The sequence below is a fragment of the Amphibacillus xylanus NBRC 15112 genome, assembly GCF_000307165.1.
GTDB lineage: Bacteria > Bacillota > Bacilli > Bacillales > Amphibacillaceae > Amphibacillus > Amphibacillus xylanus.
This window is the reverse complement of record NC_018704.1, coordinates 1,046,305-1,071,805: the sequence shown is the minus strand read 5'-3', so window position 1 is coordinate 1,071,805 and position 25,501 is coordinate 1,046,305. Positions and strand designations below refer to the sequence as shown.

General features: G+C 35.4%; 24 protein-coding genes, 1 pseudogene, 1 riboswitch and 1 other annotated feature. Of the genes and pseudogenes, 1 reads left to right on the top strand and 24 read right to left on the bottom strand.

What is annotated here, in order from left to right:
• Positions 1-114: 114 nt before the first annotated feature.
• The 23 genes and pseudogenes from minD to AXY_RS05165 form a co-directional block, all read right to left on the bottom strand.
• Positions 115-912 (bottom strand): septum site-determining protein MinD, encoded by a 798-nt coding sequence (gene minD, locus AXY_RS05270; protein WP_015009756.1) that lies wholly within the window; start codon positions 910-912, stop codon positions 115-117.
• Positions 905-1,585: a septum site-determining protein MinC gene (gene minC, locus AXY_RS05265; protein WP_015009755.1), complete on the bottom strand. Its 681-nt coding sequence runs from the start codon at positions 1,583-1,585 to the stop codon at positions 905-907. Before minC ends, minD begins: the two co-directional genes overlap by 8 nt.
• Before the next feature lie 38 nt (positions 1,586-1,623).
• Positions 1,624-2,169, bottom strand: a complete 546-nt coding sequence (mreD, locus tag AXY_RS05260) for a rod shape-determining protein MreD (protein ID WP_015009754.1) — start codon at positions 2,167-2,169, stop codon at positions 1,624-1,626.
• Positions 2,169-3,047, bottom strand: coding sequence for a rod shape-determining protein MreC (gene mreC, locus AXY_RS05255; protein WP_015009753.1), 879 nt, complete (start codon positions 3,045-3,047; stop codon positions 2,169-2,171). The genes mreD and mreC overlap by 1 nt, the downstream gene beginning before the upstream one ends.
• 24 nt (positions 3,048-3,071) lie before the next feature.
• Positions 3,072-4,103 (bottom strand): rod shape-determining protein, encoded by a 1,032-nt coding sequence (gene mreB, locus AXY_RS05250; RefSeq protein ID WP_015009752.1) that lies wholly within the window; start codon positions 4,101-4,103, stop codon positions 3,072-3,074.
• Between the two features lie 258 nt (positions 4,104-4,361).
• A pseudogene (locus AXY_RS12555) lies at positions 4,362-4,502 on the bottom strand (JAB domain-containing protein); the annotation flags it as partial.
• 106 nt (positions 4,503-4,608) lie between these two features.
• Complete coding sequence (locus AXY_RS05245; protein ID WP_041450112.1) at positions 4,609-5,715, bottom strand: group II intron reverse transcriptase/maturase; 1,107 nt, start codon at positions 5,713-5,715, stop codon at positions 4,609-4,611.
• 408 nt (positions 5,716-6,123) lie between these two features.
• Positions 6,124-6,693, bottom strand: coding sequence for a RadC family protein (gene radC, locus AXY_RS05240; protein ID WP_015009749.1), 570 nt, complete (start codon positions 6,691-6,693; stop codon positions 6,124-6,126).
• A gap of 180 nt (positions 6,694-6,873) precedes the next feature.
• Positions 6,874-7,710 carry an SPOR domain-containing protein gene (locus AXY_RS05235; RefSeq protein WP_041450111.1) on the bottom strand — a complete coding sequence of 279 codons (837 nt, stop codon included), beginning with the start codon at positions 7,708-7,710 and terminating at the stop codon, positions 6,874-6,876.
• A 112-nt stretch (positions 7,711-7,822) separates the two neighbouring features.
• Positions 7,823-8,377 carry a hypothetical protein gene (locus tag AXY_RS05230; protein ID WP_015009747.1) on the bottom strand — a complete coding sequence of 185 codons (555 nt, stop codon included), beginning with the start codon at positions 8,375-8,377 and terminating at the stop codon, positions 7,823-7,825.
• Positions 8,370-8,918, bottom strand: a complete 549-nt coding sequence (locus tag AXY_RS05225) for a PilN domain-containing protein (RefSeq protein WP_015009746.1) — start codon at positions 8,916-8,918, stop codon at positions 8,370-8,372. Before AXY_RS05225 ends, AXY_RS05230 begins: the two co-directional genes overlap by 8 nt.
• A gap of 33 nt (positions 8,919-8,951) precedes the next feature.
• On the bottom strand, positions 8,952-9,914 hold the full coding sequence (pilM, locus tag AXY_RS05220) for a type IV pilus biogenesis protein PilM (protein WP_015009745.1): 963 nt from the start codon (positions 9,912-9,914) through the stop codon (positions 8,952-8,954).
• 29 nt (positions 9,915-9,943) lie between these two features.
• The gene (locus AXY_RS05215) at positions 9,944-10,699 is read right to left on the bottom strand and encodes a prepilin peptidase (RefSeq protein WP_015009744.1); all 756 of its coding nucleotides are present in this window, start codon (positions 10,697-10,699) and stop codon (positions 9,944-9,946) included.
• 102 nt (positions 10,700-10,801) lie between these two features.
• Complete coding sequence (locus tag AXY_RS05210) at positions 10,802-11,176, bottom strand: competence type IV pilus major pilin ComGC (RefSeq protein ID WP_015009743.1); 375 nt, start codon at positions 11,174-11,176, stop codon at positions 10,802-10,804.
• Positions 11,177-11,267: 91 nt separating this feature from the next.
• A riboswitch (cyclic di-GMP riboswitch) is annotated at positions 11,268-11,351 on the bottom strand.
• Between the two features lie 62 nt (positions 11,352-11,413).
• The gene (locus tag AXY_RS05205; protein WP_015009742.1) at positions 11,414-12,616 is read right to left on the bottom strand and encodes a type II secretion system F family protein; all 1,203 of its coding nucleotides are present in this window, start codon (positions 12,614-12,616) and stop codon (positions 11,414-11,416) included.
• 15 nt (positions 12,617-12,631) lie between these two features.
• Complete coding sequence (locus AXY_RS05200; RefSeq protein WP_015009741.1) at positions 12,632-13,666, bottom strand: type IV pilus twitching motility protein PilT; 1,035 nt, start codon at positions 13,664-13,666, stop codon at positions 12,632-12,634.
• A gap of 12 nt (positions 13,667-13,678) precedes the next feature.
• Positions 13,679-15,295: a GspE/PulE family protein gene (locus tag AXY_RS05195; RefSeq protein ID WP_015009740.1), complete on the bottom strand. Its 1,617-nt coding sequence runs from the start codon at positions 15,293-15,295 to the stop codon at positions 13,679-13,681.
• Positions 15,296-15,317: 22 nt separating this feature from the next.
• Entirely contained in the window at positions 15,318-16,832 is a 1,515-nt protein-coding gene (locus tag AXY_RS05190; RefSeq protein ID WP_015009739.1) for a pilus assembly PilX N-terminal domain-containing protein, read from the bottom strand.
• 11 nt (positions 16,833-16,843) lie between these two features.
• Positions 16,844-17,281, bottom strand: coding sequence for a prepilin-type N-terminal cleavage/methylation domain-containing protein (locus tag AXY_RS05185; protein ID WP_015009738.1), 438 nt, complete (start codon positions 17,279-17,281; stop codon positions 16,844-16,846).
• Positions 17,271-17,735 (bottom strand): prepilin-type N-terminal cleavage/methylation domain-containing protein, encoded by a 465-nt coding sequence (locus AXY_RS12260; protein WP_015009737.1) that lies wholly within the window; start codon positions 17,733-17,735, stop codon positions 17,271-17,273. The genes AXY_RS05185 and AXY_RS12260 overlap by 11 nt, the downstream gene beginning before the upstream one ends.
• A gap of 179 nt (positions 17,736-17,914) precedes the next feature.
• The gene (locus AXY_RS05175) at positions 17,915-19,177 is read right to left on the bottom strand and encodes a bifunctional folylpolyglutamate synthase/dihydrofolate synthase (protein ID WP_015009736.1); all 1,263 of its coding nucleotides are present in this window, start codon (positions 19,175-19,177) and stop codon (positions 17,915-17,917) included.
• An 84-nt stretch (positions 19,178-19,261) separates the two neighbouring features.
• Positions 19,262-20,989: a sensor domain-containing diguanylate cyclase gene (locus AXY_RS05170; RefSeq protein WP_015009735.1), complete on the bottom strand. Its 1,728-nt coding sequence runs from the start codon at positions 20,987-20,989 to the stop codon at positions 19,262-19,264.
• A 196-nt stretch (positions 20,990-21,185) separates the two neighbouring features.
• Positions 21,186-23,828 (bottom strand): valine--tRNA ligase, encoded by a 2,643-nt coding sequence (locus AXY_RS05165; protein WP_015009734.1) that lies wholly within the window; start codon positions 23,826-23,828, stop codon positions 21,186-21,188.
• 67 nt (positions 23,829-23,895) lie between these two features.
• Positions 23,896-24,130, bottom strand: a binding site (T-box leader).
• A 129-nt stretch (positions 24,131-24,259) separates the two neighbouring features.
• Between AXY_RS05165 and AXY_RS05160 the strand changes: the two genes are divergently transcribed.
• Positions 24,260-24,448 (top strand): hypothetical protein, encoded by a 189-nt coding sequence (locus tag AXY_RS05160; protein WP_015009733.1) that lies wholly within the window; start codon positions 24,260-24,262, stop codon positions 24,446-24,448.
• Between the two features lie 65 nt (positions 24,449-24,513).
• Here the strand turns inward: AXY_RS05160 and spoVID are convergent, their stop codons facing one another.
• On the bottom strand, positions 24,514-25,488 hold the full coding sequence (spoVID, locus tag AXY_RS05155) for a stage VI sporulation protein D (RefSeq protein WP_015009732.1): 975 nt from the start codon (positions 25,486-25,488) through the stop codon (positions 24,514-24,516).
• Between the last annotated feature and the right edge of the window lie 13 nt (positions 25,489-25,501).

The following is a 25,501-nucleotide window of genomic DNA, read 5'->3' as shown; positions in this document are numbered from 1 at the left end:
TTAAATCAATCAGTCCATTTCAACTTCTAATATAGATATTTTTCCCATAAATCAAAAGAACACAGAATTAACTTTGCAGCTAGATTCTGTGTTTTTTAGTTCTGTATAAAATATTTAGCGGCCGCCACCGAAAAATTTCTTCATTTTCGCGAACATGCCTTTTTCTTCTTCAAATGATTGTAGTGGTACCGATTCACCTAGAATTCGGCGCGCAATATTACGATATGAAATAGACGCTGTTGTATTCGGTTGGAATGCAACAGGCTCACCATGATTTGATGCTTTAATGACTTCATCATCATCAGCAACAATACCTAACAAATCAATCGCCAATACTTGGATGATTTCGTCCACTGAAAGCATGTCACCTGTCTTCATCATATGGTTACGAATCCGGTTAACGACTAATTTTGGTGGTTCAATATCTTCTTGCTCTAAAAGACCAATAATTCGATCAGCATCACGAACACTTGATTTTTCAGGTGTTGTCACAACAATTGCATGATCAGCGCCTGCAACAGCATTTTTATAGCCTTGCTCAATTCCAGCGGGGCTATCGATTAATATGTAATCGAACTCCTGCTTTAACTCAGCAATAATATCAATCATCGCCTCTGGTGTTAAATCATTTTTATCACTTGTTTGAGCAGCAGGTAATAAATAAAGATAGTCAAAGCGTTTATCTTTAATTAACGCTTGTTTTAATTTACATCTACCCAATGAAACATCAATGATGTCATAAATTATCCGATTCTCTAACCCCATCACAACATCTAAATTTCTCAAGCCAATATCTGTATCTAGTAAACAAACTTTTTTATCCATCAGCGCAAGTGCTGTTCCTAAATTAGCTGTAGTTGTCGTTTTTCCAACGCCACCTTTTCCAGATGTAATAACAATAGCCTCAGCCATTTAAAACACTCCTCTCAAACCCATTTAATTCAGGTCTTTTCTTCGCTACGACTTGTAGTCGATCAATCATAATTTTATTTGAATCATCAACATAACCACATTCCATATATACACCCTCTGTTTCGTAATCAGGTGAGCGGCTATATAAATTTGCAATTCTAAGTTGGACAGGATTCATGTAGGAAGCCATAATAACAGCCTGTAAATTTCCGTTGTAACCAGCATGCGCAATCCCTTGTAGACTACCTAGGATAAAGATGTTCCCAGTCGCTTTAACCGTACCACCTGGGTTTACATCACCAACTAAAAGTAAATCACCTGTGATGCTCACCTCTTGTCCAGAACGAATCGTTCGAGCGATGATACGAACTTCATTTTCCTCTTTCCATTTAATTGCATCCTCTTTAAGAATAACATTTGATTCAATGGTTTGAACGACTAACTTTTTCTTCTTCCGAATGAGTTCACGTAAAATTTCTTCTTGCTCTTTATGTAAGTAACGATTACCTAATTGAATATTGATTCGAATTAATGAATCTTCAGTATCTAACTCATCTTGCGCGAGAATCTGATCAAGTTCGTTGATTAAGTAATCAAAAGAACAGGAATCATCAAGATAAAGGGTCAAGCCGTCTCGTGTTCCTTTAATTATAATATGTTGATTTTTCCCCATCAAGTTTGCTCCTCCTATTCTATTAAATCTATCAAATGCTAATTACTCGTAGAATTCTCTCCCTCAAATCGATCGTTAGACCATCTGATAAGTACTTTTCTGAAAAACAAATAAAAGATAAAAAACAAAACCAGATTTATAGCTAAAGTTGGAAACATGCGGAATTTGAAATATTCGCTGATTTCCATTTGAGTAACGTCAATGAAGTAATATAGTAAATATAGTAAAAAATCAACTAAACTTACACTAATTAATGTTAATAAAGAAGCGACATAAAAATTTGATTGTAGCCATTTACGCATCCCATGTACAAAATAAATCATCAATGCATAAGAAAACATATATACACCTATTATATCGGTATAAATAATATCAATAATAAGCCCTGAAAAAACAGCGCCTAACAGAGCATAGTATGTTGTTTCTAGATCATAGTAGAGCTTAATCATGACTAAAAATAGAAATACCGCATGAATAACTATGATCAAACCCGCTTCCAAAGCACTATTAGGAATAAAATTAGCTGTCGCTCCTTGTAAAATAATGAGTAATATGAGTATTAGCGGGATGTATATTCTAGACATTAATCATCCGCCTCTCCTTCATCTACATCCAAAATTGACTCAATATCTCTGTCTACTATGATAACATGACGTAGGTCGTTCATATTTGCAGACGGCTCAACGTAAGCTATTTGAGTTAAACCATATTGGTCAGTAGTAACCTCTTTAATTTGACCAATTTCTAATCCATCTGGAAAAACACCACCAAGTCCTGAAGAAAAGACAAATTCTCCTTCAGGTATTTCATCATAGTATTCAGTGAATTCTAGTAACAACTGTTCTTTCTCCTCGTGATAACCGAGAATAAATCCACGTGCAGTTTCTTCGCTATCTGGTAATTTTACATTAACAGCAATTCGATTTGAACGATCAAAACCATTTAACAATAGAACACTAGATGTAAACTGAGAAGCTGATTGAATCTTCCCGATCATACCTTCTGCAGTAATGACCGCCATATCTTTTCTTACACCATCTTGCTTACCTTTATTAATCGTCACTTGTTTAAACCACTCTTCTGGACTTCTTGCAATGACAGTAGCATGAATGGGTGTATAGTCTCGAATACTTTCGGTTTTTTCAACAATTGCCATTAATTCATCATTTTCTTTTCTAAGCTCTTGTACCTCATATAAAACTTTTTGATATTGTGCTAAATTTTCCTTTAATACTTGGTTTTCTTCGTACATATTTTTCATATCGTCGATATTTGAAACAATATCAGTCACATAATTAATCGGTTTTAAAACAATACTTTGGGCCCAACCGAAAGTATCCTGTAAAAATTCTTCAATAGTCGTCTTTTGGTCTCGATCAACTAACGAAAAACCTATTAAGCCGACTAAAATGATTAATGCTAATAAAATCGAAAATAAACGCTTTCTTCGAAAAAAAGACATCACAAATCCTCCAATAAATTAAAACTAAAAATCAGATGAATGATTAGCATGTGATTTAAATTGATCGATATACTCAAGGGCTTTGCCAGTTCCAATCACAACATTATCAAGTGGGTTTTCTGCAACAAATGTTGGCAAGTTTGTTTCTTCAGCAATCAATTTATCTAAACCTTGTAATAACGCCCCTCCACCTGATAGTAAAATTCCACGTTCCATTACATCGCCAGCAAGTTCTGGTGGTGTTTTTTCTAAAGCATCCTTAATTGCTTTAATAATTGCGTGAATCGTATCTAATAATGCCTCTGTAACCTCATCAGGTGTCATGATAACTGTCTTAGGTAAACCAGTTAATAAATCACGTCCACGAACATCTAGTTCAGGTAAGGTTGCATGGCCATTAGCCGATCCTAACTGAATCTTTACTTCTTCGGCAGTTCGATCACCAATCATCAAGCTATATTTTTTCCTAACATATTGAATAATCGCATCATCCATATTATCGCCAGCGATTCTTACCGATGTACTTGTTACGATACCACCCATTGAAAGAACAGCAACTTCAGTCGTTCCGCCACCAATATCGACAATTAAGCTACCAGTAGGCTCCCAAACTGGTAGTCCAGCACCAATCGCTGCTGCAAATGGTTCTGTAATAGAATACGCATGCTTTGCCCCCGCTTGCTTAGCCGCATCAATAACTGCACGTTCTTCTACCATTGTAATACCTGATGGTACACAGATCATCACATTTACTTTACCAGCGAATATAGAGCGATACTGCTGGGCTAACTTAAGATAATACTTCATCATAATAGCAGTCGTATCATAATCTGCGATCACGCCACCTTGCATTGGACGAACTACTGTAATATTACCTGGAGATCGACCAATCATCTGACGTGCATTACTTCCAACTGCTTCAATTTTTTTACTGCGATTATTAATCGCGACAACAGTTGGTTCTTTCACAACAATACCTTTACCTTTTAGATAAATCAGTGTATTTGCTGTTCCTAAATCAATTCCTAAATCCTGACTTAAACTAAAATTCGCCACTCTAATCGTCCTCTCTAAGATAGAATCAATACACTTTATTGACCACGCTCACGAGATAACTAAAAAACAACCTAAACGTCAAAAAACCAAAATAATTATATTAAACAGATTTTTAAAAATTACGAGTGGAAATTTTAAATTCTCTATAAGTTTACCATAATAAGAAGCACCTTACGCAAGAAATATTCTTAGCGTAAGGCGCTAGTTGTCATTACTTGCATATTTAATTATACGAGAATTAGTCAGAAATAGATAGTGTTAGACGTATCCTTTTTCCTTTAATGAGACAAATCGATGATCACCAATAATTAAGTGATCCAAAAGTTCGATGCCAATCATTCTCCCACAATCAGCAAGTCTTTTTGTAACATGGATATCTTCTTGGGATGGAGATGGATCGTAGGGTCGGCTATCTTGATGTTACAACCGCTAACCTCCCTCAGAACCGTACGTACACCATTTCGATGTATACGGCTCGCCAGTTGTCAATAATCACTTGAACAAGTTATTTGTCCTTCCTCCTTTGGATGCGTAAGCGAGGCAATTTAAGCTCGTTAATTCTTACTTTCGCTTGTCTCATCGTACAACTATATTTAAGAGCGATCGTTTTAACAAAACTTAATTGTGCAAAATAAGCCAATTGACCTAAACAAGAAAAATTGTCTGCATAGCGGTATTTACGTGCTATTTGATTTAATTCTGCTTGATAAACTGAGTGAATCTCAAATACCGATCGATGAACTAATCCTCCTCTCGCTTTCGGCACTTGATTATGAAAATCTCCATATTGAAACAGCTTTGCATATTCGATCAGTCGCTGTTGAGGTACTTCAATACGTAGACTTTTCATATTTTTATCTTGTTTAATTTGATAGTTATTTAAAATGAGTGGATGTGAGAAATGTTTGAAGTAACAGTTATCGTTATTTTTTAAACTAGAACATAGTTGTTGATAAAGGTGATTAATATGCTGCTTAGTTGTGGAAAATCCGATATGCAGCTTCTGCTCTTCATAGATCATTGGCAGATCTTTATTTCGCTCTTTGAGATTGGTTAGATAAAATGAGAGGAAAATTTCCCTTGCGAATTGTTGAAAACGAGGATTATCATGTTGTTGAAGCCAGTCTATTACAGAGGAAAGTAAACCATTAAAACGCAAATCATCAATTAATAAATTCAGTAATTTTTTAAGTTCAGATCGATCAATATGAAATGTCTCAATCGTTATCATCCAATTAACTTTGTGAAATTGCTGCTTAATCTCGTTGATTTGATCAATTGATGTTAATTGTATTTGAGGTGGTATTTGATCTGTACTAAAAATCTCGTCAAGTAAGAACAGACAAGTCTCACTAATAATCTCTAAATCTGCATTAGCTAATTGGCTAAACCACTGAGATGTTGACTTATTCAACTTTAGAGCTAATTGTGTCGCTAAAACCTGTTCCTTTGTGTAACCAAGCCTGTTACAAGCTAGAAACCAGGTCTGTTCGTATTTTAAGAGCTTATAACAGTCTTTAATTACGCGCTTACTAGAGATTCGATCTTTCATTATTGCTAATTGTTTTAAAGGTTTAGTTGTCATATTCATAACACCTTGATCAAGTCTCATATTGCCAACCTGTCCCCCTTCCCCATGCTAAACACATTACTGCAAACGTTGAGTACTATGGGGACTCCGTTACCATATCGTAAGTATAATACGACTTAGGTAATCCCTACCTTTAGTTAAGTGAAGATACGTGATGGTTAGGTTTTCCGTTCGACTTTTTCCTTTACTTAAGGATTGCTGAATAAGCCTTATTATAAAAGCAATCTGGCGTATCACTTTTATCTTATTCATCATGATTAACATGATTCCACCCTAAAAGCATCAGTCTAGAATTCAAGCAGTCTAGCTTTAACCATACATCACTTGACCAATCACATCATGCTATTTTCCTTCAGTCACGTTTCCGCTAGAAGTAAGATGCTGGTCATAGAATCTTATAAGGAATCCTAAGCATTATTGCCACTTCAATTAACTACTGTGTAGGCGCACGCCAGAAGGGTGATTATGCACACAAATAATTGAGGCAGCTGAGCGTTTAACCGCTTCACGGAAGATTTCCCGAGGATGGACGATAGATGCGTTTAAAGACCCGATAAAAATCGTTTGCCGATGGATGATTTGATTTTTCGTATTTAAAAATAACGCTACAAAGTGCTCCTGCTTCTGCAAGCGTAATTCTTCCATGACGTAATCAGCCCCATCCTTCGGTGAGCGAATCACATAGCGTTCAGGTACTTTAAATTGATTAATCCGATTACCTAACTCAATTGCTGCTAAAATTCCGACTGCCTTTACCATCCCAATACCTTTAATCGTCATTAGTTCTTCTAATGAAGCTTCGCGTAACAATTCTAATCCTTCAAAATGAGAGTAGACACGTCTTGCTAAATCTTGAACACTCTCCTTTCTTGTCCCACTCCCGATAATAATTGCTAGCAATTCTTGATTTGATAGAGCCGTAGCACCATACTTCATTAGTCGTTCTCGTGGACGATCGTGCTTTGGGATATCCTTCATTTTGACATGAAGTTTTGTCATCAAAGACCCCCTTTCAAACAGTATTCACCTCTATTGTATATGTTTTGTATATTCAGACAACTGTCCCTTTTTTATGAAACAAATGTAGTTTCAATAGGATTTTAAGCTTTTCAATCATTAAACGATAAAATCGACGTGAAAAATAGCGTCCTTTAACAATCGTTCAGAACTTTTTTCATATTACGTGGCCAGTTGTTGATAATGGTACCACAACACTAATAAATCATATGGACGACTTCTCTCATTAAATTCAGCTAGCACTGCTTTGACCTGCTGACAAAAATCGTTAAGCTCCTCTGATAATTGTTTTTCTTCAACATTGAACCATTCAAGCCATTCCTGTTTGATTGAATCCGAATAACCAGCTAAAGAATCTTGCCATAAAGACTTAAACTGATTGAGCCATTCTGCTTCGTTTTGACTAACAGATACTGAATCAGATTGCCAATCGCGTGCATAGACATCAAATCCACCATCAATAAACTGCTCTCCGACTTGCTTGGCGATTTCTTTGGTCGGATAGGCTGCTAAAAATACACGATAGTCTGTGTCAGTTTCCCAAATAACAGAAGGATACTTTTCAAGCAAAAAGTTCTCCTGAGCTATTTTTGCTTGCTCCAAACTTTGAAATGCGCCCGCTTGAATGACGAAGGCTGATAAACGACCTACATCAGTTTCAATATCATCACTATCTTCACCTTCTTCATCAACATCAGTGATCACCGCTTGATCCTGATTAGGCTGAAATAAATCATCTGGAACTATTTGACCTTCACCTTGTTGACGAAAAATTGATACTAGAATCAAACCGAACACAGTACCAACTAAGACGGCAGAACTAACTGTGAGGATAAACTTTGTCCACCATCGCTTGCGTTCTCGATTATATTTTGATGAGCTTTGTCCATATTGATATGTCTCTAATTTGGTAACACTTGCTGCTGTTTCTTGATAAGCACTACTCTCTTTTTCTTGATCATCTGAACGTCGATATGTTATTTGATATTTCGAATCCAATTCTCTCACTCCAATCTAGTTAATCTTTTTCTACTCTAGCATGAAAGGAGTGAAAAAAAAGCCGACTCTTGACAACAAGAGCCGGTTACTTATCGGGAAATTATCTAATTGTTTAATTAATCTTGACACCATCATCATAAAAGAAACGAATTGCAACAGATCCTGATACAGCTTCTGTCGATGTTTGTTGGACTTTCAACTCATCAATCTCCACTGCACGTTCCTGATCATTTAACGCCAGTAAAAATGCTTCGAACTCTGCAAAGGTTTCTGCAGTGAAATCAATTTGATAGCGAACAGCACTGATTTCATCAGGGTAATAATCTAGGTCCGTTTTTAATTCTGAATCTGATAAATTGACCAAGTCAAGGATGACACCAGTTTCACGTTCAATTTCTTGAAGTGTGACAATAATTTGATCGAGATTCTTCTCTGTTGGAAGATTGACGCGAATTAAATCAGCTTCTCTTTCAATCGACTCAATTGATAATTTGCCTAAATCCGCTAAATCAAGTAACACTTGATGCTCTGCTAAAGTTACCTCTGAATCGCGGATCGACTCTCTAGCTGGCTCAAGTAAGTAGAGCTGGCTATAATACCAAATCAGAATTAAGAACAAGACGATCAGAATTGATAATAGCGTGTAAGTGCGATTCCATTTAATCATTCTGCGTCACCTCACTTAACTGATCACGATCAATCCCTATTTCAATGTTTGCTATATAAAGTGACTCATTTTGATTAACTAAGTCTACCGTCTGCAAATCAACTGAAGTGACAAAAGCTAATTCGGTTAAATTCCGTGTCAATTCAGTCACTTGGTCTAATCCGGTCAATTGAACTGATAAGGTAAGTCCCCCATCAATTGAAAAAGTATAATCATACAGATAAAGACCATCAGATTGTGGTAGTAAATCTCTAATAGTTTCATAGAGAAATGGAGTTGGATATTGATTTTTATCTAATTGTTCATATTTATTTGTTAATTCATTTACTTGCTTTGAAAGTATTTGATTTAGTTTTAATTCACTAACAAGCGATTGCTGTTGATTAATTTTTGATATATTGTCTTGATATTGGCTTTGTAAGTTACTATTCATTATCAGTACATATGCACCGATTACTAATAAGCCAACAATAAATATAGCGACTAAAATTAATGGGCTATAATTTTTCTTTTTGCGTTCAAAAAAGTTAATTTCAATCATTGGTTTAACCTCACAATCAAAGAACGATCACCATTATAATTCAAATCGTTCACCTCTCAATCCTAACCCGTAAAGCGAACAAAATTTGGTCGGCAGATCATGAGGTAAAGCAATTTTCTTAACTGGTAGATCAAATCGATTTGATAGGGATTGCTCTATTAATGCATGATTTGGAAAATCTCCTGTTAAAAGCAGTTGATTTATTTGGCCTTCATCATTCATAACAGAATATCTGTAAAAGTCCATGAACCGTTCAATTGGAATCATCTGCTCCTCAACAAACTCTGGTAATGTAACGAGATTAGATTGCCATTCTAACTGCTTACTCTCTTCATCTTTCCGCCAATCTTTTGGTGCATTTGAAAAATAAATATGACGTGAAAACATTGGAATATGTTGATGAAAGACAGTCAACGTTAAGTCATATTTATTCCATTGGACCATTAATAAATGCTCATCTCTAGTAGCTAAATCTGCTTGTAAATATGCTCTGTAAGTACTTAAATAAGAAATATCAGCTACGTGTGACTGTAAACCAATTTCCTCAAATAATTGATCAAATGGTTTTAGGTGTTCAGAAGGATAAGCAAATAACATAATTTGATTAGTCTCCTCACCTTCAGAAAGGAGGTGATAATCTAAATATGGATCTTTAAACGGTAGCCGAATACTTCCCTCCATATGAAGTTTAATATAAGCGGCTACTTCTTCATTTGTTAGCTGTTTGGGAATTGATTCTTGTCGCATCGTGACAAAATTGTCTGGAACAATAAATGATATTTTCCTACGTTTCCATTTCTTCTGCTCAATTAATTTTATTAACATTGACTTAAGCAAGTCTAAATTAATGATTCGGCCATCTTCAATAATTAATGAATCTAAAATAAATTCACCATAATCCGCATTTTGACTCATCTGACGACCTGACCAAGTCAAATAGCGAATTGTCCGTTCTGTAAACAAGACGAATACCTGTTCTTTGTTAAATAAGCTCATATTCTTCATCCTCTAGTATCGATAGAATTCTAACTAAATAATGATAAATACCAATTAATAATCTGTTCACCAAAATAGATGACTGTTATTGCCGAAAAACTGATATATGGACCAAAAGGTACCCGGGATTTTCTTGAGACTTTCTTCATTAACAACAAAAGTCCACTTACGACAGCACCGTATAGCGTTGATAAGAAAAAAACTAATAAAATTTGTGGAAAACCGAAAACAATTCCTAATAAACCAAAATATTTCATATCACCAGCACCCATGCCACCTTTACTTACAACGATGATAAGTAATAATAAACCAAAGCCGACGATACTTCCTAATATCGGTGACCACCATGGATCTAACGGCAAGATGATTCGCATGATCACAAGGATAGGCAAGAAAAACAACAGAACTTTATTAGGAATAATTGAATATGTAATGTCGGTAACCACAATAATCATTGCCAATGACACAACAATGAGCGCAAGTAATAAATTTAAGCTAAGTTGGAAGCGCCAGTAACTGATCGCAAAAAACAAACCTGTCAACAGCTCAATCGTTGGATAGAGCTTCCTAATCTTTATCTGACAGCTGCGACATTTACCTTTTAATAATATATAAGACACGACCGGAATTAATTCATACCATTGTAATTGTTTCTCACAATTCGGACAATATGAGCGATCATTGGTAAAGCGCTCACCCTTCGGACCTCTTAAACCGACTACATTGAAAAATGAGCCAAAGACCGTTCCTAAGATGAAAAACAAACTATAATAAGCGATTTCCATAACAAGCTCCTTATATAACGAGAGACCCCTCACGGGGAGGAGTCTCGATTGTAAATTAATTGTCAATAGTGTTAAATCACCATTAAAATTAGAAATATTGAATTAACCTTCACCACCGGTTTCTTCAGCACCAACTTCTTTTCCATCAAATAACATTACTCCATCTGATGCACGTCTTGATACTACTTTATCATGTAAATCTTTTAAATCTCCTTGTCTTTCATCAATATATTTTTCATCAATAAGTTTTTTGACAGTAACTCCTGTTTCCGTTAATTCACCATTTTGAACCTCGTAAAGTCTTGCTGCATCAACAATCATTGAAATTTCTGCTTTGTCAGCCTCATCACCAGCTTTATTAATCACATTCCCAATCGCCGGTATCGCGATTGCTACGATGATACCTAAAATAACGATAACTGCAAGTAACTCAACTAACGTAAAACCTTTTTCTTCTTTAATCATCTTTTTGATCATTGCTTTGTTCCTCCTTGATAATTTTTTGTATATTAGTGCAAAACATAAAGGTCTTATATGTAAAAAAAAGACTCACAACATAAATAACCTTTATGATGTCAGCCGGTTGCACTACTAACTCAAATCCATCAAAGTGCCCAAATTAAGATGAATTCTCATCGTTTCTGAAATATTTATCATTATTATACTATATCATTTCAAAAAGTCTAGCATTTTTTTGAAAATAATAGATAATATTTAGAATGATTGGAATAATGAAAACATCGGGATAACAACAGCTAAAACTATCGCACCAACGATAAATGATAGAAAGACAATCATTACTGGTTCAATTAATGCTTTGAGCTTTTCTGATGCTTCATCAAGTTCCTGTTCGTAAAAGTCAGAGACTTTTAATAACATTTCATCAAGTGCACCGGTAGCTTCTCCTACTGCGATCATTTGTGTAATCAGCTTCGGGAATACCCAATGCTCTACCATTGGTTTAGCTAACGACTCTCCCTCTTCTAAAGCCACTTTACAATTTTGCAATACTCTTTTTACAACGCGATTCGTAATCACTCTTTCTGTAATTTCTGTCGACTGAATAATCGGCACAGAACTATTTAATAATGAGCTTAATGTTTGTGTCATTCTAGCTAGAACTGCTTTTTGAATAAACGAACCGAAAATCGGGATTTTAAACTTAATATGATCAAAATAGTAAGCAAACTTTTCTTGTTTATTAAGCAATCCAATAGTTCCAACAACTGCGGTTATAACTAAAAGAATCAACCACCAATAACGTTGGAAAAAGCCACTAATCTTTAGTACAAAAGCTGTATATGCTGGTATCTCTTGATCAAATGACAAAAACATATCCGTAAATACTGGCACAATAAATGTAAGTAGGATCATTGAAATTAGCATTGCAAACACACCAATAACAATTGGATAAGTTAGCGCAGTCTCTATTTTCTTCTTTAATTGGTGTTGTTTTTCATAATAGTTAGCCATGCGATCTAAAATTTCATCAAGCCGGCCACTTACCTCTCCAGCATTGATCATACTAATCAACAATTCGGGGAAGATCTTACTATGTTTTGCTAGTGCATTAGATAGTGCGATACCTTCTCTTAAATCGTCTCTAGTTTCTAATAAAGCATTTTGAAGTGGTTTACTATTTGATTGCTCTGCTAAAATTTCCATCGAGTCTACTAAGGAAATCCCTGCATCTACTAACGTTGCAAATTGTCGTAAAAAGATCACAAAATCTTTATTCTTTACCGGATTTCCAATATAAATTTCGCCATATAGAATGGGGTTAAGTTTTTTTATTTGATAAACAAGCAGATCCAACTGTTGAAGCTCTGATAGTGCTTCTTGTTCGCTATTACTTTTAACTTTCCCTTTTGTCAACTTTCCATCCATTGTCCGTGCTTGATAAGCATATAAAGGCATTGATTTCACCTCATTTTAGTATGGTTTAGTTAAATATGGTTCTGCATGCTTTTGACTAATCAATCCTTCAGCAACTTTCTGACGGATATCCATTTCCATTGTGTGCATTCCATGTTCCTTCGATGTTTGCAATATATTAGGGATTTGGTGCATTTTCTCATTTCGAATCAAGTTCTTAATCGCTGAATTATTAATTAGTATTTCTGTACTCGCGATACGACCACTTTCTTGCGCTAACGGGAACAAGCGTTGAGAAATAATCGCCTCAAGTACATTTGCAAGCAAAATTCGAATTTGATCCTTTTGATGAGATGGAAAAACATCGATAATTCGATCCATCGTTGATGAAGCATCTTGTGTATGGAGAGTTCCAAGCACAAGGTGTCCTGTCTCTGCCGCTGTAATCGCAGTTGAAATCGTTTCTAAATCTCGCATCTCACCAACTAAAATCACATCTGGATCTTGTCTTAAACATGCTCTTAAACCTAGTTGGAATGAAGTTGTATCAAAACCAATTTCTCGTTGATCAATGATCGATTTATTATGCTTATGCAAATACTCAATTGGATCTTCTAACGTAATGATATGACGGCTCATCGTACGATTCATATAATCTATCATAGATGCTAAAGTCGTACTTTTACCACTTCCAGTTGGTCCAGTCACTAATACAAGTCCGTGTGGTTTTTTAGCGATGTCCTTCAAAACTTCAGGTAATTTCAGTTCCTCAAGTTGGGGAATATTTCTTGGAATCACACGAAATGCTATTGATAGGTTATTACGCTGATGAAAAATGTTCACTCTAAAGCGTGATACACCTGGAATGCCATGCGACAAATCGACTTCTCGTTCCCTCTGTAGTCGTTCCCAAAGTTCATCAGTTAAAATTGAACGGGCCATTATTTTAGTATCTTCTGGCTTAATCACCGTATCATTATGTGCGATTAATTGACCATCAACACGAAACACCGGTACTGAGCCGACTGTTAGATGGATATCTGATGCACCTTTTTCAAATGCTGTCGTTAAAATATTTGTTAGTCTGTCCAACTCAAAGTCCCCCTATTCTACAATTGCTACACGCATGACTTCTTCTAATGTTGTAAAGCCTTGTTTAGCTTTTGCTAAGCCATCATCAATTAAGAACGCCATTCCTTGCTCTTTTACATGTTCTTTAATTTCACTCATACTGACGCGTTCAAGCATCATCTTTTTAATCGTTTCATCAATAATTAATAATTCATGAATGGCCATTCTTCCACGATAACCTGTGCCACGACAACTGTTACAGCCTTTTCCTTCAGATAGCACACTAATTTCAATACCTCGTTTTTCGAATATCTCGGCTTCTAATGGAGCAGCTGGGCGTGTTGTTTTACAATCTTTACATATCTTTTTCACTAAACGCTGTGCCATAACCCCTGTTAATGATGAAACGACCAAGTACGGTTCAATCCCCATATCAAATAATCGTGGAATGGCATCAATCGCACTATTAGTATGTAAAGTACTGAATACTAAGTGACCTGTCAGAGATGAACGAATTGCGATTTCTGCCGTTTCTTTGTCTCGAATTTCACCAACCATTATAATGTTAGGGTCTTGTCTTAAAATTGAACGTAATCCTGCCGCGAAAGTTAAGCCTACATTTGAATTAACCTGTACTTGATTAATTCCTTCAAGTTGATACTCTACTGGATCTTCAACTGTAATAATATTAACACCTTCTTGATTGAGTTCATTAATTGAGCCATAAAGTGTTGTTGTTTTTCCTGACCCTGTTGGACCCGTTAATAAAATTAATCCTGAAGGACGCTTAATGATTTCTGAATATTGCTCAAGCGTTTTTTGATTAAAATCTAATTCTGTTAGTTTTTTAAAAATATTCGTTAGATCGAGAATTCGGATAACGACTTTTTCGCCAAATACAGTAGGTAGCGTTGAAACACGTAGATCAATCGGCTTTCCATCAATAACCATACGAATTCGACCATCTTGAGGTAAACGCGTTTCAGTTATGTTTAAATTGGCTAAGATTTTCACGCGAGCAATTAACGCATTTTGAATTCGTTTAGGGAGGGTACGATCACTACGAAGTGTGCCATCAACACGATACCGAACATTTACATTCGCCTCAGTTGGATCTAAGTGAACATCACTTGCTCTTAAAGTTACACCCGTTTGAAGGATTTGATCTAAAATTTGAATTGCTGGTGCTTGGTCATCATCATTTTGATCAATTTTTCCTTTATCATAATATTTATTAATTGCTTGTAAAATATCTTCTTTTGTCGCCATTACTGGTTTGACATTATAGCTAGTTAATAGTTCTAAATCATCAATAGCAAAATAGTCTAATGGATCATTCATTGCTACGGTTAACGTATGATCCTGTAACTCAAGTGGAATTAAAATATTTGAACGCGCAACTTCTTTTGGAACTAATTCAACCAATTGCTCATCAATTGGATAGCGATATAAAGATATAGTGGCAATTCCTAACTGGATCTCTAATACTTCAATTAATTGCTTTTCAGTAATGTACCCTTGTTCAACTAGCGCGTCACCTAATTTCTGGCGATCCTTCTTTTTCTCTAAAGCTTCAAGAATCTCAGCTTCTGTAATCAGATTAGCCTCTTTTAAAATATCACCAAGCTTACGCTTTTGTCGAGTAGCCATTGTTTAACCCCCTTTAATTAAATTATTCTATATTTGGTTTTGGTATTAATAGATCTCCACTATCTCCACTGCCTGGATTAGAAGGCTCGTTCGGTACTGTAATGAAGTCGAATGGGAATTTTGACGTATCAACTTGCTTGTATTCTAATTTTGTACCACCGGTTATTTCTAATTCTTCAGCTATGACAACGCCTAAAGTTTTATTACCTGAAAGATGAACTTTAGCAAATGGAGCAACAATAATTGAATCCATTTCTGCTCCATTAGCAACAGAGACATAGTTACCACCACTGACTAATAGCCCTTCTCTACCTCCACCTGCGCCATAAGTAACATCAGCACGTTTAACTAAAATATTCGCATTGATATCCACTGTTGTAAAATCTACTTTTTCTGCTCCTTCATAATAAATCGTTAGTTGATCTGTTCTACCACCAAAATTCAATCTAGGTCTTGAACCGAATTTAAGCTCATTCTTAACAAAGATGGTGAGATTACCCGTACCGATAATTTCAATGTGACCATTAGTTAAATGAAGTTCATCAAAAACTAATACCCGATCACTATTTCCAATATTAATTTTCAATGTGTAGTTACCACCAAATGTTGCACGATTGAAATGATAATTCTGATCTAAGTTAAGGACAAAATTTTCATCCCTTATCAAATAGTTATTAATGTATAGATTACCATTTTTAATTACGTCGTGTTGATTACTACCAGCAACAATCTTAACATCTTCATGTAATGGTAATGAAGGAGCAGTAGGAAAACTATCGAAAAATCGCTCTAGTTTCTCCCAATCAAATTCGAAACCAAAGTAATTGAGCGTTGGTTTTGTCATCCAGTCAGGCATATCAAAAATCGCATCATTATTCGGATCCTTTACATATATATCACCCGTTATCCCTGCACCACCATCTACTTTAATTCGATTATTTAGCTCTGTATCTAAATATAGGTCACCATCAATCGTACCACTACCACTTAAATTAACATTATTTTTAATGATCGCGGCGACGCCTTCTGGAAGAGCAGGCATCGGTGTACCTCCACCAGCTTTAGGTATCCAATTTACAGTGAATTCCTTTGATACTGTTCGGTGACGTTCACCAATTTGTCCTTCAGAACTTATCCGATAAGTCCGTGGGTTTCCATCATCAATTTTCGTAATAGAAATATTAGCTGTAGGTTTCTCGCCAAAACTAGGTTCAAAATTAGTAAGGACAGAATTATTTATATCTGCCAATAAAACAGGTTCAACTGCAGCGTAGAAGTCAACTTCAGTATTGGTATTGTTATAGCTTGAGATAATTAAGTCCTTTATTTCAGCGTAGGTTTGATTCACACCTGCTTCAGCGATGTAATAAGTCGATTGATACTCCCGATCTGTAGTTGATAGCTTAATATTTGCAAAAGTAACAGTTGCGATAGTTACCCCAATAATGGACAATACAAATAAAGTCATCACAGCTACGATTAAACTAACGCCTGACTCACTATTAAATATTTGCTTCCGCTGGATGGATCTGAACATACCTCACTCACCTACTTTCTAAAGTATATAGCTGTTTCAACTGTCGTTTGAGAACCTTGACCACCTAACAGACTCTCTATAACAATATCGACACCGACTAAAACATCTGCATCATCTTTGATTGGCGCTAACTCAAATCTAGCAATATTATCACTTAACTTTTCCCCATTACGGAAAACCGAAGATTCATTGAACTTGTAAACATGTGAGCCTAAATGATAACCCTCAGCATCCTCAATATACTTATCTGCCGTCGTTGATCGAAAATCCGTTGTTAATTGACTTACGACTAGTCTAACGTCATTTTGTTGATTTACTTCATCAGTTTGATAAACTAATTGCTTTTGACCGAATATATGTGCTGATCCGATTAGGAGTAAAATGATTGATAAAATCGCCAGCACACCTAATAATTCAACTAATGTTATCCCATGCTGATTATCCCTCATCAACCTCTACCTCGTTAAAAAAGAATTTTGTTTCCATTTGGGCACTCTGCCTATTCTCTGAATCAAACACCTTCACTAAAAGCGTGTGTAAATCTTCAATCACATCTCCACTATCATGATAAACGGGATAAAGTTTTACATCGACACGATATGTATCTATGTGAATAGAAAATTCGTGAGTTTCGCCAGATCGAAGGTGAGTGTAACCTTGCGCTTGCAAATATGATACGAGCTGATCAACGCCTTGATCAGTCGATAAATGATAAATTGCTTCTAACTCTTGCTGAGCAATATATGAGGCATCAATAATATCCTCTGACACCTTTGTTGTTTTCGCTGATTGAATAAAGAAAGCTAAAAAAGATACAACTATAATCGATAAAATAACAATAGACCCTAGTAATTCTACTAAGGTTAGACCATCTTGGTTGTTAATAGTGTTATTTTTTATCATGGCATCAATTCCTTTATATAAAAGAAAAAGGTTACCGTAAGATAAATTTATCTGCATCTATCTATAATGATGTCATAAATTTCTTGGTAACCATTTCGTCAATATTATCATGTTGTATTCGTCGATTGTGTTTGCTTAAATTTTAGTATAATTGTTTTTTATGGAAGAATCAAGTCTATTTACTTAAAATATTCCCTAACTTTACCAACAAAATCAAGTGAACCAACGACAAAAGTCACTTTTTTCGTTAACTTATCTTGACGAACACTATTTAGTAACTCTTTCCAATCATCAAACTTTTGCTTGTTTTGATGATTGGAGATGTTAAAGAGCTGATCTGCTGATGCTGCACGCGCGTGTTCAAATGTCGTGATACTCATCTGATCAAAATGTGGTTCAAGCGCTGTTAGCATTTCCTTAATCGGCTTATCTCTAAACGCTGCAAAAATTAAGTGTTTCTCTACGTTCTTATATAACTTATTCACCGTATCAAGAAAGGCTTGAATACTTTCTAAATTATGCGCGCCATCAATAATAATAACTGGATGATCCGAAATTTGCTCGAATCTAGCTGGTAAATGAGCTTGCCTAATGCCAAGCTTTATTTGTTCTTTAGAAATAGGTCGATTCATTTCATTTAATAGCGCAATGGTTTTTATCGCAAGCGCGGTATTTAAGAATTGGTGTTCACCTAACAATCGTAGCCTTAGTGGAATCGTTTGATTCTCATCTTTATAGTATGGTCGATTTTCAATCCATATCACTTGAAAATCAGTACCTAGTTGATGAAGTGGTGCATGATTCGCTATTGATACTTCTTTAATAACCTCTGCTGCTTCAGGAACCATCTTCCCTACGATAATTGGTTTATTAGGCTTAATAATCCCAGCCTTGTGCTTAGCAATATCTGCAATTGTCTCGCCAAGAAAGGCTGTGTGATCATATCCAATTGATGTAATAATTGAAACAATTGGATCGACTAAGTTTGTCGCATCCTCTAATCCACCCATGCCTGTCTCAACTACTGCAATACTTGAATGATCGGCGAAAAACATAAATGCAATCGCGACAATTATTTCAAAGAGACTTGCAGGATTGTTTTCTTGATCTAATTTCGTTAATTCAGGTGCAAGTTGATTAGCATACGATAATAACACTTCATCTGAAATCGGTTCACCATTTAGCTGAATCATTGCTTGTCGATTAGTTAAACTAGGTGAAGTAAATGTCCCTACTTGATAACCCGCTTCTTGTAAAATTGATGCTAAATATGTGACTGTTGACCCTTTACCATTTGTTCCTGCAACATGAATCATAGGTACTTTAAGTTGCGGATTTTGCACATCGTTTAATAATTGCTCCATTCGATCTAACCCTGGCTTAATACCAACCGTTTCACGCGCTTCAAAAAACTGATCCAATGCTTCGAGTGAAGAAAACATACTCGTCAACTCCTTTGCTCTCTACTATCTAACTAAATTGTAGCTGATAGACTCAAGGATTAAAAGTTTATTCATAAACTAAGTTTAAGACTGATACGCCGCTACTTTATTTCGACCTTCTCGTTTTGCCCCTAGATACATCGCACGATCGGCAATGCGGAGTAATTCATTAATGTCATCCGTTTTTTCTGGATAACTTGCGACTCCAAGGCTTGCTGTCATTTTTAACGAAATTTCAGGACGATTTAATACCATATAGTTATGACATATAAATTCAGTCTGTTCAAGCTGCTTTCTAATTCGCTCTGCCAAATCTAATGTACTCTCATGTGAATAATTTGGTAAGAAAATAATAAATTCCTCACCACCATACCGATAAACTGTTCCCTTATTTGTAAAAAATAAATCTAATAATTCTGCGACTTTAATTAATAATTCATTGCCACACTCATGTCCGTATTGATCATTTATCTTTTTAAAGTGATCAAGATCGAGAATAATTATTGATGTATTTACAGTAAAGTTAATTGTCGTTGCCAAATGATTTTGATAATTTCTAAGATCATATTCAAAGTGTCTTAAATTAGGTAAGCCTGTTAAGTGATCAGTTTTACTATCTTTTCTAATTTCCTCATAATATCTAGCATTTCCTAACGCAATTCCGAAATAAGTATTGATAACTGAAAGGGTTGAAATGAGACTTTCTTCAAAAGCATCTCGTTTGTTTTTAATAATTATTAAGATCGCAATGACTTGATTATCACGTTTAATCGGCATCGCTAGTAAACTTTCGCCCGTTTTATTTAAATCTGGTAAATTATAAAACTGCCATTCCTTAGCCCGTCTGTAATAAACATAATTTGAATCATTATTAATGAGTTCGCGGATAAATGATTGACGATCAATCGTAAACGGATTTGCCTCAATTTCAATAACTTTACCCTTATCATAAAAGTGTGTCAATTGAAACTTCTCTTCATCAATAAGATCGTAAAGCGCAATTTTACCTAAAGAAAAGTGATTTGTTAATTTATCCAAATACGTATGGACTACACAACCTTTAGTTAATTGCTGTGCTAGTTCTTTGGCCATATCATTGACAATCTGTAAGTAACGATTTGTTCTAACGCTTCGATAATAAAGTTTAAAACTAATTAATGTCGTAATCATCAAGACTCCAATGATTGCAACACCGAGTAAGTCATACATTTTATAGAGATAGACAGTTAAAATACCTGTTGGCAAAGTATATGTCATACTGATCAACAAGAAATAAAAACCCTCATCTAAAAATGATGATTTCTTTCCATAAAAAAAACACTTAATCAAATAATATATCAACTGGTTAACTAAAAAGTAAGTAACCATATAAGCTAGAATCTGAATGATATTAACATTTAAAAACATCAGACGATACGGGATATATATGCCTACAATTTGATAGCTTGCTGCTGATAAAATCGATACAAATAAAAAAGACAGTGAATTTAATGCCACACGATGATGTTCACATTTATTTTTGATTAGTTTAAGAATAACAAAGACAACTGCAACTTGCGTAAACATAACTTCAATATATAAACCAAACAGTAAATAAACCGCTAAACTAACTCCGAAAATCGGAAAAATTGACGATTTATTTATTTGAATTGGAAATACTGCCGTAGTAAGTGCTAATAAGATAAAGATTACTAGATTAGATAAATCGAATGTCTCCGTTGGATAATATTTATAAAATAGCGTTGTAATGATCGGTGGCCAAATAAACAACCAGATTCCCCATACTGCTATTTGTTTTTTCCTTGATATCATAAATTCACCTCAATTATGGCTAACAAAACGCTCAATTGAGTGAATACGTTTTGTTCATACTAAGTATAGTAGTTTATCATAAAATTCGCAATCCAAACTACTCATAAAAAAGGAATATGTTTCCTTTGTATATAACAAAAGTCATAATTTAGCCAAAAAAAACTGGCTACCCTGTTTTTGGGTAGCCGAGTTCCACTTACTTCCTTAATTCATTTAATCGATTAACAACTTTTTCTCGTTGCTCTAAATATTCTTGTTCTTTCGCTTTTTCTGCTGCGACTATTTTTTCCGGAGCTTTACTAACAAAACTCTCATTGTTTAATTTCTTCTGAACACGGTCAACTTCTTTATTTAATTTGACTAATTCTGCTTCAAGACGTGCAATTTCTTTTTCGTAGTCAATTAACCCTGCAAGAGGTAAGTACAATTCAGCGCCTGAAACAACTGCTGACATTGACTCATCTGGTGCAATCGCATCAACTGCGATTGTCAAATTGCCTGTATGACAGAATTTCTCTAGATAATGTTGATTATTTTTTAATTCATCAGCGATTTGTTCATTATTCGCTTTAATGACTAAATCTACAGGTTTAGACATTGGTGTATCAACTTCTGCACGAATATTTCTTACTGAGCGAATAATATCAACTAGGTGCTTCATTTCAGTTGCAGCTTGTTCATTAGTAAGCTCCTCGTTTACTTTCGGCCAGCTCGCTTGAGTAATCGATTCTCCTTCATGCGGAATATGTTGCCAAATCTCCTCTGTTACAAATGGCATGAATGGATGTAGCATACGTAAGATTTGATCTAATACATAAACGAGAATAGATCTTGTGGTTAACTTCGCTTGCTCATCTTCTCCATAGAGTGGGATTTTCGCCATTTCAATATACCAATCACAGAAATCATCCCAAATGAAGTTATACAGGTAACGACCTACCTCACCATAATCATAACGTTCACTATGGCGGTTAACTTGAGCAATTGTTTCATTTAATCGTGTTAAAATCCACTCATCAGCTACATTTTTCTGACCCTTAAGATCAATTGATTCTGTTGTTAAACCATCAAGGTTCATAATTACAAAGCGTGAAGCGTTCCAAATTTTATTAATAAAGTTCCAAGTAGATTCAACCTTTTCCCATTGGAAACGAACATCTTGGCCTGGTGATGAGCCTGTCGCTAAGAAGTAACGTAATGAGTCAGCACCATACTTTTCAATTACATCCATTGGATCGACACCATTGTTTAATGACTTACTCATTTTGCGTCCTTCTGAATCCCGCACTAATCCGTGAATCAATACATCTTTAAATGGACGTTTTCCAGTGAAATGTTTCGATTGGAAAATCATTCTCGCTACCCAGAAGAAAATAATATCATAGCCTGTAACGAGTGTATCAGTTGGGAAATAACGTGTAAAATCTTCATTCTCTACATCTGGCCAATTTAATGTTGAGAATGGCCATAATGCAGATGAGAACCACGTATCTAGAACATCTTCATCTTGCTTCCAGTTTTCGATATCAGCTGGTGCTTCTTTACCAACATATACTTCACCTGTTTCTTTATGATACCATGCTGGGATGCGGTGTCCCCACCATAATTGACGAGAAATACACCAATCTCTAATGTTTTCCATCCAACGTAAATAAGTACCTTCGAATCGTTCTGGGACAAAGTTAACCTTTTGCTCAGGATCTTGCTGCATGTTAACAGCTGCCTCAGCAAGTGGCTTCATCTTCACGAACCATTGTGTTGATAAATATGGCTCTACAACAACGCCAGTTCGCTCTGAATGACCAACAGAATGGACATGCTCTTCAATCTTAAACAACGTACCATCCTCTTGAAGATCTTTAACAATTTGCTTACGGCATTCAAATCGATCTAAGCCTTGATATTTACCAGCGTTTTCATTCATCGTACCATCTTCATTCATCACGAGGATACGTTCTAAATTGTGACGGTTACCGATCTCAAAATCATTTGGATCATGTGCTGGTGTAATTTTTACTGCGCCAGAACCAAATTCACGATCAACATAATCATCAGCAATAATCTCAATCTCACGACCAACGATTGGTAAAATTGCTTTCTTACCAATTAGATGTTGATATCGCTCATCTTTAGGATGGACTGCAATCGCAGTATCACCTAACATAGTTTCTGGGCGTGTTGTAGCTATTTCAATATAACCAGAGCCATCTTTAAGCGGATATCTCATATGATAGAAATGTCCAGGTACCTCTTCGTGAATAACTTCAATATCAGAAAGAGCCGTTTGTGTTGATGGATCCCAGTTAATAATATATTCACCACGATAAATTAAGCCTTCTTCATACAATTTAACGAAAACTTCTTTTACCGCTTCTGATAATCCTTCATCAAGAGTAAAGCGTTCTCGAGAATAATCTAAACCTAAACCGAGATTTTCCCATTGCTCACGAATATGATCAGCATAAATGTGCTTCCATTCCCAAGCTTTTTCAACAAACTTTTCACGGCCTAAATCATAACGACTAACGCCTTCTTCTCTTAACTTCGCCTCAACTCGTGCTTGTGTCGCAATACCTGCGTGGTCCATTCCAGGTAGATAAAGGACATCATAGCCTTGCATTCTTTTCATTCTTGTAATGATATCTTGTAAAGTCGTATCCCATGCGTGACCGATGTGTAGTTTTCCAGTTACGTTTGGCGGTGGAATCATAACTGTAAAAGGTTGTTTATCTGGATCTCCTGTTGCTTCGAAAAATTTACCCTCTACCCAATATTGATAACGACCTTTTTCAACAGCGGCTGAATCATATTTGGGTGGCAAATTATGTTGTTCTGTCATTTGCTATTCCTCCTATTAATTAAACACTTCAATTTTTTTCATTAAAAAACCCAACTCATCCATATAGAAAAAGGACGAATTGGGTTGATCATTCCGTGGTACCACCTTTGTTTACAGCATAAATAAGCTGTACACTCAATTGATTGATAACGGTTTTAAACCGGTTTAACCTACTGATCAGAGACGTTCAGCTAAACAACATCCAAGGCTACCTTCTGCGATAAATGACTTAGAAATCTTTCAGCATTTGATTTCCTCTCTAAAAGCTTTATTCGCATACTCTTCCTCTTCATCGTTATTAGTTAATTTGTAATCTAACAGTTATTTTATCCAATAACCACATGAAAAGTCAATATACTAACTCAAAAAAGTGATAACATCCGGTCATTCATGCATATAATACACCATTAGGTCAATGAAAGGGTGAGAAAATGTTTCGTAACAGACGTTTCAGAATCCCACCAGAATACCGTGAGTATCTCATAATTATCGAGAAAAGTTTAGTTCCAATCACAATTGTACAAATCGTTCGTGCAATTCTATTCCCTTCATTATTAGATATTGTACTATTAGGCATTTTTATTGGGGTATATATGCTAATATACTTAGATCTAATTTAATTAATACAATATAAATCCATTAAAATAAGTGTCGAAAATAATTTCCACACTTATTTTTCTTATATTTAATTAGGAATGTATAAAATTTGCCCTTGATTAACATCAGTCGTATCAAGACGATTAATTCGTTGTAATTTCGTTAAATTTACTTGATATTTTTCTGAAATGCTTTCTAACGTATCATCATTCTGTACAATGTAAATCTTTAATTGGGAGAAGCGTTCTTCAGCTTCATCAGGTTGTTCAAATAAATCAAGTAAGTATGTTGGATGCTCAATACGTTCTTCTTCTTGTTCAACATCATCACTATCAAATTCATCATCAAACGATGCTGTACGCGCTTCTTCTAGTACTTCCTCTTTTTTATCTACCGTGACACTCACTTCTGGTTTGACTTCTTCACGAGGTTTAAATGGCAGAACCTTTTCTTCAACTTCTACTTTTTCCTCTTTTACATCTATTTCTTCCTCTTCTACAGGCTCTGGCTCTTCTTCCTTAATTTTTAGATCGAATTCAACACGCTCATCTTCTTCAGTAACTTCATCGACTGCTTCGATAACTTCTTCAATTACCTCATCTAATGGTTCTTCTGTTTCAACCTGTCGATCATATTCAAGACCACCTATCTCAATCGTAGCCTCCAATATCATTTTTCGAGGATCTGGAATTTTGTAATCAAAGTGATCCACACTTACAGTTAAGTCTGATAGCTGACGAATTCGCTCATGAGGGATCGAGATATCAATTGGAAAATGATGAAGAAAATCACAAATGCCGTCCTCATCACGCTCTACTCGCTTAAAGTAACGCGCTTGAATTTCCTCTTCATCTTCAACATCTCGATCATCATCAACAAATACAGGTAAATACTCTCCTGTTAATGCAATAATTCCACGAATTGACACATAATCTGGATGTGATTCAATTGTAATCTCCGGATCAAGTCCAATTCCTAACATTTCTGAGACGCCTTCATTTCTATGAAAATATAACGTTTCAGTTAAATCAAAATGAAATGGCCTTACTTCTTTATCTGCCATCACCCTTCCTCCT

Bases quoted from the DNA above. Each gene is read 5' to 3' on its own strand.
- minD (WP_015009756.1), bottom strand. From the start codon at position 912: ATGGCTGAGGCTATTGTTATTACATCTGGAAAAGGTGGCGTTGGAAAA.
- AXY_RS05230 (WP_015009747.1), bottom strand. From the start codon at position 8,377: ATGATTAAATGGAATCGCACTTACACGCTATTATCAATTCTGATCGTC.
- AXY_RS05245 (WP_041450112.1), bottom strand. From the start codon at position 5,715: ATGAGACTTGATCAAGGTGTTATGAATATGACAACTAAACCTTTAAAA.
- AXY_RS05165 (WP_015009734.1), bottom strand. From the start codon at position 23,828: ATGACAGAACAACATAATTTGCCACCCAAATATGATTCAGCCGCTGTT.
- spoVID (WP_015009732.1), bottom strand. From the start codon at position 25,488: ATGGCAGATAAAGAAGTAAGGCCATTTCATTTTGATTTAACTGAAACG.
- AXY_RS05175 (WP_015009736.1), bottom strand. From the start codon at position 19,177: ATGTTTTCTTCACTCGAAGCATTGGATCAGTTTTTTGAAGCGCGTGAA.
- mreC (WP_015009753.1), bottom strand. From the start codon at position 3,047: ATGTCTTTTTTTCGAAGAAAGCGTTTATTTTCGATTTTATTAGCATTA.
- AXY_RS05170 (WP_015009735.1), bottom strand. From the start codon at position 20,989: ATGATATCAAGGAAAAAACAAATAGCAGTATGGGGAATCTGGTTGTTT.
- minC (WP_015009755.1), bottom strand. From the start codon at position 1,585: ATGGGGAAAAATCAACATATTATAATTAAAGGAACACGAGACGGCTTG.
- pilM (WP_015009745.1), bottom strand. From the start codon at position 9,914: ATGAGCTTATTTAACAAAGAACAGGTATTCGTCTTGTTTACAGAACGG.
- AXY_RS05215 (WP_015009744.1), bottom strand. From the start codon at position 10,699: ATGGAAATCGCTTATTATAGTTTGTTTTTCATCTTAGGAACGGTCTTT.
- AXY_RS05205 (WP_015009742.1), bottom strand. From the start codon at position 12,616: ATGCCTTTATATGCTTATCAAGCACGGACAATGGATGGAAAGTTGACA.
- AXY_RS05195 (WP_015009740.1), bottom strand. From the start codon at position 15,295: ATGGCTACTCGACAAAAGCGTAAGCTTGGTGATATTTTAAAAGAGGCT.
- AXY_RS12260 (WP_015009737.1), bottom strand. From the start codon at position 17,735: ATGATAAAAAATAACACTATTAACAACCAAGATGGTCTAACCTTAGTA.
- AXY_RS05190 (WP_015009739.1), bottom strand. From the start codon at position 16,832: ATGTTCAGATCCATCCAGCGGAAGCAAATATTTAATAGTGAGTCAGGC.
- AXY_RS05225 (WP_015009746.1), bottom strand. From the start codon at position 8,918: ATGATTGAAATTAACTTTTTTGAACGCAAAAAGAAAAATTATAGCCCA.
- radC (WP_015009749.1), bottom strand. From the start codon at position 6,693: ATGACAAAACTTCATGTCAAAATGAAGGATATCCCAAAGCACGATCGT.
- mreD (WP_015009754.1), bottom strand. From the start codon at position 2,169: ATGTCTAGAATATACATCCCGCTAATACTCATATTACTCATTATTTTA.
- AXY_RS05210 (WP_015009743.1), bottom strand. From the start codon at position 11,176: ATGATCAAAAAGATGATTAAAGAAGAAAAAGGTTTTACGTTAGTTGAG.
- AXY_RS05185 (WP_015009738.1), bottom strand. From the start codon at position 17,281: ATGAGGGATAATCAGCATGGGATAACATTAGTTGAATTATTAGGTGTG.
- AXY_RS05160 (WP_015009733.1), top strand. From the start codon at position 24,260: ATGTTTCGTAACAGACGTTTCAGAATCCCACCAGAATACCGTGAGTAT.